At 65.7% G+C, this 12483-nt stretch carries 9 protein-coding genes and 1 tRNA gene; 8 read left to right on the top strand and 2 right to left on the bottom strand.

Annotated features, from left to right (window positions below):
- Positions 1-162 precede the first annotated feature (162 nt).
- The 3 genes from pgm (at position 163) to GFY24_RS11815 (ending at position 3862) form a co-directional block, all read left to right on the top strand.
- Positions 163-1803: a phosphoglucomutase (alpha-D-glucose-1,6-bisphosphate-dependent) gene (gene pgm, locus GFY24_RS11805; protein ID WP_153805031.1), complete on the top strand. Its 1641-nt coding sequence runs from the start codon at positions 163-165 to the stop codon at positions 1801-1803.
- Positions 1796-3019: an MFS transporter gene (locus GFY24_RS11810; protein ID WP_309230746.1), complete on the top strand. Its 1224-nt coding sequence runs from the start codon at positions 1796-1798 to the stop codon at positions 3017-3019. Before pgm ends, GFY24_RS11810 begins: the two co-directional genes overlap by 8 nt.
- Before the next feature lie 102 nt (positions 3020-3121).
- On the top strand, positions 3122-3862 hold the full coding sequence (locus GFY24_RS11815) for a thioredoxin domain-containing protein (RefSeq protein ID WP_309230747.1): 741 nt from the start codon (positions 3122-3124) through the stop codon (positions 3860-3862).
- 857 nt (positions 3863-4719) lie between these two features.
- On the opposite strand, the gene GFY24_RS11820 is transcribed toward GFY24_RS11815, so the two are convergent.
- Complete coding sequence (locus tag GFY24_RS11820; protein ID WP_153805032.1) at positions 4720-6723, bottom strand: DUF222 domain-containing protein; 2004 nt, start codon at positions 6721-6723, stop codon at positions 4720-4722.
- 126 nt (positions 6724-6849) lie between these two features.
- On the opposite strand from GFY24_RS11820, the gene GFY24_RS11825 reads away from it, so the two are divergent.
- The 5 genes from GFY24_RS11825 (at position 6850) to GFY24_RS11845 (ending at position 11613) form a co-directional block, all read left to right on the top strand.
- Positions 6850-6922 (top strand) — tRNA-Ala (locus GFY24_RS11825).
- A gap of 256 nt (positions 6923-7178) precedes the next feature.
- The gene (locus tag GFY24_RS11830; protein WP_153805033.1) at positions 7179-8540 is read left to right on the top strand and encodes an acyltransferase; all 1362 of its coding nucleotides are present in this window, start codon (positions 7179-7181) and stop codon (positions 8538-8540) included.
- 119 nt (positions 8541-8659) lie between these two features.
- On the top strand, positions 8660-9556 hold the full coding sequence (locus GFY24_RS11835) for a bile acid:sodium symporter family protein (RefSeq protein ID WP_153805034.1): 897 nt from the start codon (positions 8660-8662) through the stop codon (positions 9554-9556).
- Between the two features lie 54 nt (positions 9557-9610).
- Positions 9611-10087 (top strand): MarR family winged helix-turn-helix transcriptional regulator, encoded by a 477-nt coding sequence (locus GFY24_RS11840; RefSeq protein WP_153805035.1) that lies wholly within the window; start codon positions 9611-9613, stop codon positions 10085-10087.
- A 92-nt stretch (positions 10088-10179) separates the two neighbouring features.
- Positions 10180-11613, top strand: coding sequence for an MFS transporter (locus GFY24_RS11845; RefSeq protein ID WP_153805036.1), 1434 nt, complete (start codon positions 10180-10182; stop codon positions 11611-11613).
- Positions 11614-11731: 118 nt separating this feature from the next.
- On the opposite strand, the gene GFY24_RS11850 is transcribed toward GFY24_RS11845, so the two are convergent.
- Positions 11732-12448 (bottom strand): SDR family oxidoreductase, encoded by a 717-nt coding sequence (locus tag GFY24_RS11850; protein ID WP_194852829.1) that lies wholly within the window; start codon positions 12446-12448, stop codon positions 11732-11734.
- Positions 12449-12483 lie beyond the last annotated feature (35 nt).

Raw genomic sequence — 12483 nt, forward strand, 5'->3', positions numbered from 1 at the left:
ACTGGGCACATTCGTGCCGGCCACATTCAGTAGGTTCGGCCGGACAGCGGTTCGATGGACTGAGGAGGGCGCTGACAGCTATGCGATGGCGAACGTCGTGACGGTGTCCCCGTGATCCTGATGACCAGCCGGGCACAGGCGATACGGAAGGGAGGTGCGAGCATGGCGCACGACCGTGCCGGGCGACCGGCGCGCGCCACGGACCTCGAGGACATCGCGCACTTGGTGACGGCCTACTACAGCCGGATTCCTGATCCGGCGGATCCGGCGCAGCTGGTGTCCTTCGGTACCTCCGGGCATCGCGGGTCGAGTCTGGACAACGCGTTCAACGAGTCGCACATCCTCGCCATCACCCAGGCCATCGTGGAGTATCGGGCCACCCGCGGCATCACCGGACCGGTGTATCTGGCCCGCGATACGCACGCGCTGTCCGAGCCCGCCTGGACCACCGCGCTCGAGGTGCTCGCCGCCAATGACGTCACCGCCATTATCGATTCGCGTGACAGATATACGCCCACACCGGCTTTGAGCCATGCGGTGCTGCGGCACAATCGCGGGGGTACCCGGCATCAGGCCGATGGCATTGTGGTGACGCCCTCGCATAATCCGCCGCGGGACGGCGGGTTCAAATACAATCCGCCACACGGCGGTCCGGCCGATACCGTTGCCACCGATGCGATTGCCGCGCGCGCCAATGAGCTGCTGCGCGGTGGGCTCGCCGATGTCCGGCGCACCTCGCTCTCGCATGCGATTGCCACCAAGGTCGAACGCTATGACTATCTCGACCGGTATATCGGCGACCTACCCAATGCGCTGAACCTGGATGCCATTCGGGGCGCGGGGATTCGGCTGGGCGCGGACCCGATGGGCGGTGCGAGTGTCGACTACTGGGAGGAGATCGGGCAGCGGTACGACCTCGAACTCGAGGTGGTGAATCCGTTCGTCGATCCGACCTGGCGCTTCATGACACTCGACAGCGACGGCAAGATCCGGATGGATCCGTCCTCGCGCTACGCCATGGCCTCGCTGGTCGCGATTCGCGACGATTACGACATTTCCACGGGTAATGACGCCGATGCCGACCGGCACGGCATTGTGACTCCCGATGCGGGCCTGATGAATCCGAATCATTTCCTGGCGGTGTCGATCGAATATCTGATCGCGAATCGGATGGGCTGGGACGCACTCACCAAGATCGGCAAGACGGTCGTGACATCGTCCATGATCGACCGCGTGGTCGGTGTACTGGGCCGCGATGTGTACGAGGTTCCGGTCGGGTTCAAATGGTTCGTGCCCGGATTGTTCAGCGGCAGTCTGGCTTTCGGCGGCGAGGAGAGCGCGGGCGCGTCCTTCCTGCGCATGGACGGCACCGTCTGGACCACCGACAAGGACGGCATCCTGCTCGCTCTGCTGGCCGCGGAGATCACCGCCGTCACCGGGCAGAGTCCGTCCACCCGATACACCGAACTCGAGAAGCGCTACGGCAGTCCGGCTTACAACCGGGTCGACGCCAATGCCACCGTGGAACAGAAAGCCAAGCTGGCGGCGTTGACGCCGGACATGATCACCGCGAAAGAGATCGCCGGGGAACCGATCACGGGTATCCAGACTCGTGCCCGGGGTAATGGCGCGGCGCTGGGTGGGGTGAAGGTCACCACCGAGAACGCCTGGTTCGCCGCCCGGCCGTCCGGCACCGAGGACAAGTACAAGATCTACGCGGAATCGTTCCAAGGCCCCGAGCACCTGGCACTGGTGCAGGCGGCCGCGGAAGAGATGGTGGGGCAGGCTCTATCCGGTGAATAACGCCTCCTCCTCCCCGCGGCTCAAGGCTCTGCCAGTGGAGATCTGGGTGCTGGTGGGGGCCGCGTTCACCATTGCCATCGGATTCGGTTTGGTCGCACCCGCTTTGCCACAGTTCGCCCGGAGTTTCGGGGTGGGCGTGGCGGCGGCCTCGTTCATCGTCAGTGCGTTCGCGCTGATGCGCCTGGTCTTCGCGCCGCTCGGCGGGCGGCTGGTGCAGAAGCTGGGGGAGCGGCCGGTCTATCTGACCGGGCTGATCATCGTCGCCATCTCCACGGGTGCGTGCGCGTTCGCCCAGAGTTATTGGCAGCTGCTGGTTCTGCGGTCGCTCGGCGGTATCGGATCGACCATGTTCACGGTGTCGTCGCTGGCGCTGGTGATTCGGATTTCGCCGCCGCTGGAGCGCGGGCGGGTGTCCGGAGTGTACTCGACCAGCTTCCTGATCGGATCGATCAGCGGGCCGCTCGTCGGTGGGGCGCTGTCGTTCCTGGGGTTGCGCGCGCCGTTCATCATCTACTGCATCGCACTGCTCATCGCGAGTTCGATCGTGTATGTGGCGCTGCGGGATTCACCCCTCGCGGTGCCGGAGGCCGCAAATGGCACGGCGGTCATGACATTTCGGGAGGGACTGGCGCGGCCCGCGTATCGCGCGGCGCTGTGGGCGAACTTCGGTAATGGTGCCGCCGTTTTCGGGGTACGCATGGCGCTGGTGCCATTGATCGTGGTCGAGGTGTTGAAGAAGGACGCCGGTCTGGCCGGTGTCGCGCTGACGGTCTTCGCGGCCGGTAATGCGGCGGTGCTGTTCCTCTCCGGACGCTGGTCGGATCGCCTGGGGCGCAAGCCGTTCCTGATCGCCGGAACCCTGATCTGCGCGGTCGGCACCACCGGGCTGGGACTGGCCTCGACCTTCCCGTGGCTGTTGGTCGCGTCGTGTATCGCGGGCATCGGCTCCGGAATGTTCTCGCCCGCCCTGCAGGCCGCGGTCGCCGATATCGTCGGACCGGGGGTACGGGGCGGGCCGGTGCTCGCGGGCTATCAGATGTCCGCGGACCTCGGCACCTTCCTGGGGCCGTACCTGATCGGCATGCTCGCCGATCAGGTCTCCTACGGAGTGGCGCTGGGTGTGACCGGCGTGATCCTGGCGTCCGCGTCGGCGGTGTGGCTGGTGGTTCCGGAAACCTTGCGCCGCACGGAGACTGCGGTGCCGACGGGGGCATAACCGGCGCCGCCCGGGTCGGGGCCGGTATCTTCTCGGCCCATTTGAGACTCCCGGGCAGGGTCGCCTGGCCGCCCGTGCAGGGTGTGGTGCAGAGTGTTCCGGGTGAGCGCACCGTCTTCGAAACACACGCCGCGGCCGGTATCGAGCAAAACCACCTACGCCCTCGGCGCGGTGGCCGTGGTGGTGGTCGCGTTGATCATCTTTGCCTTCTCCCAATGGAATACGGGCGGCAGCGATTCGATCCGCAATGACGGCTACGGCTCCGCCCACAATCCGGCGGTCTCGGTCGCCATGGATTCCGACGGCGCAATCGTCCTGGGCAAGCCCGATGTCACCAAAACCATTGACATCTACGAAGATCCGCTCTGCCCGGCCTGCGGCCAGCTGGAGAAGCTCTACGGCCAGGAGATCCCCCAGCAGGTCGACGAGGGCAAACTCTCGGTCCGCTACCGCCTCGTCAATTTCCTGGACTCCAAGTCCGGCTCCAAGGACTACTCCACCCGCGCGGTAGCAGCCAACGAATGCGTAGCCCAGGCCGGTGACGGCCCCGCCTACGCCAAATTCCACACCCTGCTCTTCACCACCAAGCAGCCCTCCGAAGGCGGCTCCGACCACAACAACCAGGACTTGGCCGCCATCGCCAAGGAGTCCGGCGCCTCCGCCGACGCCCTGAAATGCATCACCACCGGCGACCGCCTCGACTCGGCCCGCAATCACGCCGAATCCGCCATGAAGGCGCTCACCTCCGCGTCCGGAGACCGAGTAGCCACCCCCTCCGTCTTCCTCGACGGCCACAAAATCGACGTCAACAAAGAAGACTGGGTCCTGTCCGCCGCCAAGTAACCCCCACTGCCTCGGAAGCGGACGAAACCGGCAGTGGCGCGCCGGGATTCACCTACCGGTCGGCAGGGTGCTCGCCGAGTGTGCAGGTATGGCGAGCGAGTGTGCAGCTGTGGCGGGGAAAAAGACAAAACACCACCCAGAGTGCACACTCGGCACATCGGTTGGGGCATCACGGGTATGCCCTGGGAACGGATCGCGGTTCGGGGCCGCCCAATGCGGCGACGGTTGCATTTTGCGCATGCGATTTCCGTGGCAAAGCAGGCATCGCTGGGCACGTCGCCTGCCGTACCCGACTCGAGCTACCGGACTACGCCCGGATCGTCCCGTTCTCGACGGGAAGATTGGCCGTGGTTACTTTCTCGAGCCAAAAGACCAAAGACTAAAGACGCCAAACCAGACCCTCGCGGGGTTGGACGATTGATCACCGGGAACTGACCGGGGCGACACGCCGTGGGTGGCCACGGTGGGTTCCCGGTGATCGCACGTCCAGGTCGTGGTGGGGTTTTTGTCCTGTTTTTTCTCGTCTTGTTTCTTTTGGTCTTGTTCTTTGCTCTTCTTGTCCTGGCGTCTTTTGTCTTTGAGTCTTTTGTTCTTGTATCTCTTGTCCTTCTGGCATTCGGCACCATTTCGGTTGCTGCCCAACAGGTTTAGGTGGGGTGCGGCCTGTCGGGGGACACCGGGTCGGCCGCACCCCGGGCGGGAGTCGCGCGCCAGCCGCGGCTCCTTGGTTGTGGGGGTGGGGGGAATTGGTGGGGCGCGGCCCATCGAGCCACCAGGAGAGCCGCGCCCCGGGCAGGGAACCGAACTGGCAGTACGGTTCCGTGGTCAGGGGCGGGCAGGGCTGGGACGCGAGGGGTTCACCGGGGTGCGGGGCGGGAAGGGATGGTGGGGATGTCGTTTTCGGGGGTGGTGCGGGCTAGTTGGGGGTGGAGTAGGACGTGGGTGTCCACCGGGTAGGCGATGTCCGCGGTGAAGGGGCGCGGGGGGAGTGGGGGATTCAGTGGCTCTTCGGGGGCTCGGAGTAGGTGCGGTGTTGCGCGGGTGGGGGCGTCTATGTCGGTATCGGGGAAGAGGTAGCGCGCGCCTTCTCGGATGGTTTCGTGTGATTCACCGGTGGGGTCGATCCAGCGCATGCGGTCGGTGTCGGCGAGGTAGACGCGCCAGGGTTGTTTGCCGCTGTCGGCGAGGGTTTTGAGACGGTGATGGCGTGAGCACAGGACTGCTCGGGGGGCCGCACTGTTCTGCGGGGCGCGCCGCGATCGCAGCGGATCGAATTGTGCCACCAAGGTTTCGGCGGCGGGCATGGTGCAGCCGGGGAAGCGGCATAGTGCGTCGAAGGCTCGAATTTCGCGTGGTGGTGCCGATGAGAACAGGTGTGGCACATCGGGTTTGGCGGATGCGGGGGAAAGCTTGGAGCCCGCCGGATGCGCCCCCGGTGCTCCGGTGCCCGCCGCCCGCCGTGCCTGCATCCGCGATACTTCGGGAGTTGTCGCCTCCGCCCGCCGTGCCGCGGCTCGCAGGGCGTCGGGGGTTGTTGCCTCCGCCAGGTGCGCGGCCGCTCGAAGTGCTGCCGGCACAGTCGAATCCTTCTGCTGTGCAATCGTTTCCGACTCCGCCGGCATTGCCTGATCCGCCTTCGACACGGCAGGTCGCAATACCTCGGGTTCGGCGGGGCTCGGCTGCTGCCCGACTATGTGGAGCGGCTCGGGTTCCGACGGGTGGGCCTGGCCTCCGGGGACGCCCGGGACGCGTTCCCAGGGTGCCCGGGGAGCGATCGGCCCGCGGCGGGCGGTCGGCGGGGCGGGCCGGTCGGGTTCTTCCGGGAATGGCTGGGGAGCAATGGGTTTCGGTGCGGGATCGCGTTTCGAGCCTGCGGGATGGGCAGCTCGGGATCGTTCCTCCGCCGCGGATCGGGTAGGTGTGGCCGGGTCCGTGGGGGCGGGTTCCTCGGCGGGGGCGAAGTATTCGGGGATGACCTGGAAGCGGGCGTGTTCGGCGAGGGTGCGGGCCAGGGCGGCGTCGACGGGGCCGTAGCCGGACAGGAAGGCCGGGTCGTCGCGGAGGCCGAGGAGGGTTTCGGCGGACATGCCCACCTGGATGAGGGGGCGGCGGGGCGCGGCGGGGGCTCCTGCCTGGGGGCAGTATTTGCCCCGGGTGCAGCCGCAGCGGAGGCGGCCGGTGCCGTCGGCCAGGGCGACCAGGGCGTCGGCGCGGCGTTGCGGCATGGTGCGCGGGTCGTCTTCGCAGACCTGCAGGCTCATTTCGCGTAGCCGCATCGCCAGGGTTTGCGCGCCGGCGGCGGGGAGTAGGCCGTCGAAGACGGCCATGCCGTCGGCCACGGCGCGGATGCGCACATCGCGGTCGGTCTCGCGTTCCTCGCGGCGGCGTTGTTCCCCGTCGGTGTCGAGGCGAATGATCCAGCGTCGCGCGGTCTGCCGCAGCCGGCCCGGATCGGTGCGGGTGGCGGCGTCGATGAGCTTGGGCTCCAAGGCTTCTCGTATCTCACGTGAGAGTCCGCGCATGGCCTCGGCGATCACCTGCACCCGGGAGAGGTCTATCCGCCCCGCCGCGAATGCCTTTCTGGTCTGCGGTAGTGAGTCGAGTGCGAGCCCGATATCGATGAGGGCCGCGGCCACCGTCTCGGAGGTGTGCACCGCGACCGCGACCTCTGCCGCGGCGAACTCGCCCGCGCGAACCCCACCCGGCCCGGGTTCGGCATTCCCGGCGCGATGCCGGCGATACACCTCCCGAATGGCCGTGATCTCCGCCGCCTGCGCGAATGCCGCTGCCCCATGTGCTCGTCGCAGTGCATCGATCAGCTCCGCATCGCCCATCGCCTCCGCCTCTCCGCTATCGAACATGTGTTCGATACTACCCCCGGAAGATCGCCTCCGCCACTCTTTACGCAGGCGATTTGGTTTGTCCGATACGCGTCGTGTAACTTCGTTCAGGCAAGCGGGGCACGCCCCGTGAGCAAAACTGAATACGGGGCTATGGCGCAGCTGGTAGCGCACCTCACTGGCAGTGAGGGGGTCAGGGGTTCGAATCCCCTTAGCTCCACTTCGACAAAGGGCCGGATCCGAAGCAATTTCGGATCCGGCCTTTTGCGTTTCATATCCTTCCGCGTCCTCGATGGACGACACGCTCCACAGCATTGCGGTGACCCGGCGCATCGCCGCGGGGCCCACAATCGATCACCCACCGCCGGTGATGAAATTCCAAAAGCGCTGCACCGGAGGAACTTCGCGCTGTTCGGTCGCACCTCGAACTGCGACGACCGGGGTCCGTGTGCTTGACTGCATGCTCTTGGTCTCAGTTGCGCGTCGTTCGAGGTTTGTTTGATGAATATGTTCGAGTTTCCCAGCGGCGTTCTGTCATGACCGTAGAAGATCCTGTGGCGGCTCCGGTTACGCCGGTTGAACGAGTGGTAGGCGGGCGGGGCGGCCGGTTCGAATTTCTCGATGCGCTTCGAGGCTTGGCGGCCTTGGCGGTCGTGGTTCAACATTCGTCGGAGCGGCTCTGGCCGGCGTATTTCCGGTTCTCGCAGGCGCACTTCGGGCTCGGAGAGTTCGGGGTCTTCGTCTTTTTCCTCGTCAGTGGTTTCATCATCCCCGCATCGCTGGAGCGCGGGCGGTCGCTGGGCGCGTTCTGGGTGGGCCGGTTCTTCCGGCTGTTCCCGTTGTTCTGGGCCTGCCTGGTCGGGGCGGTGATTCTGCACTCGATACACCGGTACATGTTGCCGGGCGGTTTTCTGGCCGACCCCGTGCGCAGCTTCATGGCGAACCTCACCATGATGCAGTTCTTCATCGGCAGCTGGGACATTCAGATAATCGGTGCCTCCTGGTCGCTCTCCTACGAGCTGACGTTCTATCTGTTGCTGTCGCTGCTGTTGATCGCCGGGCTGAACCGTCGATCGGTACCGCTGGCGGTTCTCGCGGTCGGTCTGATCGCTCCGGGGGCGTTACTGCCGGCCGCGCTGATCACCGGCGGCGCGGCAAACGTCGGCACGCGTTCGATTGTCGCGGTCGTGACGGTCGTGGTCGCGGCGGTGTTCGTGTACTTGGCAGCGGACCGGCGCTTGGCCCTCGCCGCGATCCTGATCGCATTCATTACCGTCCCATTGGTTCTCAACCAGCCCGGGCCGTCGGTATTGACCTTCGGTTATTTCGCGACCATGTTCGTCGGCACGGTGCTCTATCGGATCACGTCGGGCGAGGTCGCCGCGTGGCGCGGCTGGGCGGTGTTCGGGTTCGCCATATGTGTGATCTTCGGGATCTGTACCTTCGTCGAACCCGTCCTGGACGCGACGTCGGGAGTCTGGGTCACCTGGGTGAAGCAGCCCAGCACCATCATTCCCGCCTACCTGGTGTTCGCGGGGGCGTTGTTGCTGCGCCGCCGTTCCTTCCCGCGCCCGCTGCTGTTCCTGGGTCGAATCAGCTACTCGCTCTACGTGGTTCATGCCCTCGTGCTCGACGGCTTGCCCCGTTGGACCACCTCTGTCGCAGGCATTCCCGCACTCTGGCTTACCTTTTTCTCATGGGTGATCGGTGCGGTGGTGACCGCGGCGGTGACCTATCGCCTGATCGAGAAGCCGTGCCACAACCTCGGCCACCGCATGATCGCCAGGGTGGATGCACGAAAGCGTGCCGCCGAGCATCCCCGATCCGTTACCGCGTAAGAAGATCGGGGACCGGCAGGCGGTGGCGTTGTGGCCGAAATACTCTCGTCGCGGCGCTAGGGTCGGAGGCGGTAGCCGTTCGGACCCGATGATCGGCGCGGTGAAAGATGTAGGGGCGCATGAATTCTGGGTTCGTCGCGGTGGCTCTGCCGATCGCGCTCGGTGTGATCATGTTCGGGTTGGGGCTTGCGCTTACTCCGGCGGACTTCACCCGGGTGGCGCGGCAGCCGAAGGTGGTGCTCATCGCACTGGCGTGTCAGATGCTGGTTTTGCCGCTGGTGGCATTCGGATTGGTGAATTTGTTCCAGCTGGCTCCGCTCGCCGCGATCGGGCTGATGCTGTTGGCGGCCGCGCCGGGTGGGGCGACGGCCAATCTGTTCAGTCATCTCTTCGGTGGCGACGTCGCGCTCAATGTGTCACTGACGGCGGTCAATTCGATCATTTCGGTGGTGACGGTTCCGGTGATCACCAATGCGGCGATCGCACACTTCGGCCCCGATGACGGGCCGGGTTCGCTGGGGGTGCAGTTCGGTAAGGCCGTGCAGGTATTCGCGATGGTATTGATTCCGGTGGCGATCGGTATGACGGTGCGCGCGCTGCGGCCCGCGTTCGCCGACCGGATGGATAAGCCGGTGCGGATCGCGTCCGCGCTGATTCTGGTGTTCGTGGTGCTGGGTGCGGTGGCCTCGGATCGGTCGGGCCTGAGCGGTGATCTGCCGGGTATCGCCGCGGCGGCCGCGCTGCTGTGCGCCATCAGTCTGACGGTCGGCTATTGGGTTCCCCGTGTCCTCGGTGTCGCCGATCGGCAGGCCGTGGCCTGTTCGATGGAGATCGGTATCCATAACAGTGCGATTGCCATCACCATTGCGATCAGCATTCTGGACAGCACCGAAATCGCTGTTCCGGCGGCCTTGTACGCGGTGTTCATGTCCCCGTTCGCCGCGGCGTTCGGCTGGCTGATCAGTCGTCGCCTGCGCCGGGCCGATGCCCCGGAGCTGGCCGCGACCCTGCCGTAGCCCGCCGAATGCGGATGGATGCAGATTATCCGCAACAAAACTATGATGTGCGGTATGACCGCTCTCGCGCCCGTGCGTACCGAACGTGACCTGTCGTTCCTGCTGGATCGCACCAGCCATGTGCTGCGGACGCAGATGTCCGCGGCGCTCGCGGAGATCGGGCTGACGGCTCGTATGCACTGCGTGCTCGTGCATGCGCTGGAGCAGGAGCGCACCCAGGTGCAGCTCGCCGAGCTCGGGGATATGGACAAGACCACGATGGTGGTGACCGTCGACGCCCTGGAGAAGGCGGGGCTGGCGGAGCGCCGGCCGTCGAGTACCGATCGGCGTGCGCGCATTATCGCGGTCACTCCGGCGGGTGCCAAGCTGGCTGCCCGCAGTCAGAAGATCGTGGACGGCGTGCATCGCGATGCCCTGGAGTCATTGCCCAAGGGCGAGCGCGACGCGCTGCTGAAGGCGCTGAATCACCTGGTGGAAGGCCATCTTTCGGCGACGGCGGAGGCTTCTTCGGCGCGCCGTGCCCGGCAGTGATCGGCGGCTCTCGAAGGATTAGTCCGTTAGAGATTGTCTGCAACGGAACTATCTAGTACGGTCTCTCTTGTCGGTTCGAACAGGAGAAGATCATGACAGCGTCCAAAAATCTTGCCCTCGCGGTGCTTTCCGCCGCGACGCTGATGACCATCCTCGATGGCAGCATCGTGACGGTCGCCATGCCCGCGATTCAGCGGGACCTCGGCTTCACGCCCGCCGGATTGAGCTGGACCGTCAACGCTTATCTGATCGCCTTCGGCGGCCTGCTGTTGCTGGCCGGGCGGTTCGGCGACCTGATCGGCCGCAAGAAGATGTTCCTGACCGGCAATATCGTCTTCACCGCCGCCTCCCTGCTGGCCGGCGCCGCGACCACCCCGGCCGTACTGGTCGCCGCTCGCTTCCTGCAGGGTGTGGGCAGTGCGATCGCCTCGGCGGTGGTGCTCGGCATCCTGGTCACCATGTTCACCGAGAAGGCCGAACGGGCAAGGGCCATCGGCATTTTCAGCTTCACCGGTGCGGCGGGGGCATCCATCGGCCAGGTGCTGGGTGGGGTGCTCACCGATGCGCTGAACTGGCACTGGATCTTCCTCATCAATGTGCCGATCGGCGTGGTGACGGTCGCCCTGGCCGTCAAGGCGTTGCCTTCGGATCGCGGTCTGGGCCTGGCCGCCGGGGCCGATGCGCTCGGGGCGCTTTTGGTGACCGCGGGCCTCATGCTGGGCATCTACACCGTGGTGAAGATCGAGGAGTACAGCTGGCTGTCGGCGCACACCCTCGGCCTGGGCGCCCTCTCGCTGATCCTGCTGGCCGCCTTCGTAATTCGCCAGGCGACCGCCGCGACTCCACTGCTGCCGCTGCGAATCTTCCGCTCCCGCAATGTCTCCGGCGCGAATGTCGTGCAGATGCTGACTCTCTCGGCCATGTTCGCCTTCCAGATCATCGTCGCCCTGTACATGCAGAAGGTGCTCGGCTACAGCGCATTGCAGACCGGCCTGGCCATGCTGCCCGCCGCCGTCGCCATCGGCGGAGTGTCCCTGTTCGTCTCGGCCCGGCTGATCACCCGCTTCGGTGAGCGCGCCGTACTGATCACCGGTCTGATGCTGCTGCTGGCCGGAATGGCCTGGCTGACAAGGCTTCCGGTGCACGCCGCCTACATCCCCGATCTGCTCCCCATGATGGTGCTGATCGCCGGTGGTGGCCTGGTGCTGCCCGCGCTGACCAATCTGGGTATGTCCGCCGCCCGCGCCGACGACGCCGGTCTCGCCTCCGGTTTGTTCAACACCACCCAGCAGGTGGGTATGGCGTTCGGTATCGCGGTGCTCTCCACTCTGGCCGCTTCCCGTACCGGTGACCGGCTCACCGCCGGGGCCACGGAGGCCGCGGCTCTGACCGATGGTTACCGTCTCGCCTTCACGGTCGCGACCGGAGTGCTGGCCGTCGCGTTGCTCATCAGCTGCACCGTCTTGCGGCGGCCAAGTGCCGCAACGGATTCCGCATCGGTGGAGCGGGTCGCGGTCGCAGTCTGACCCTCGGCATCGGAAAACGGTTCGGACCCGGCGTAATTCGCCGGGCCCGAATTCGTCTGTGTGACTGAGATGGTCTTCATCCAGTCGGCAACGCGGGCCGAATGCCGCTCGCGACGGCTCAGAACCCGACTTCGACCTCGATGCTGTCGCGTTCGGTGTACATGCGCCAATAGTGTTCGCCGAGTTCGTCATTGGTCATGCGGGCGATTTCGATACCGGCCGGCACCAACTCCGGCCGGGTGTTCACGATCTCCTCGGCCCGGCTGTTGCCGATGAGGACGCCGATATTCAGTACGCCCGCGTAGACCCCGGTGCCCTGTAGTTCGGCCGCTATCTGATGGATGTATCCGCGCTGAGCCGCAAGTGCCACTCCGAAATTCGACAGGTACGGGTGGGTCACGTGCGGTGAGGAGCCGGAGGAGAACAGCAACGCGCCGTCGCCACGCGCGATCATGGCGGGGACCAGCGCGCGGGTCATGAGGATGGGCGAGTGCAGTTTGAGCGCCATGGGCACGCGCAGTCCCGGCACATCCATGTCGAGGGTGCTCGGAATGCGATCGGTCATCTCCCCGGCCGCACCGTGCATGGCCACATCGATCTCGCCGAGCGTCTCGCGGATCGCGGCGACGCAAGCATCCAACTGGCCCGCGTCGGTGACATCGGCCGGAAACGCGACGGCCTCGACGCCGTCCGCTTTCAGATCCGCCACGTGCTGCTCCGCCTTCTCCGGTTTGCGGCCGACGACCGCCACCCGGAACCCCTCCCGCCCGAATCGCCGCGCGGTTCCCATACCGAGTCCGGGTCCGAATCCGAAGATCGCGATGGTTTTGCTCATGTTCATCCTCGCTAAGTTGAGTATAGGTTCAAGTT

The sequence above is a fragment of the Nocardia sp. SYP-A9097 genome (assembly GCF_009649815.1).
Classification (GTDB): Bacteria; Actinomycetota; Actinomycetes; order Mycobacteriales; family Mycobacteriaceae; genus Nocardia.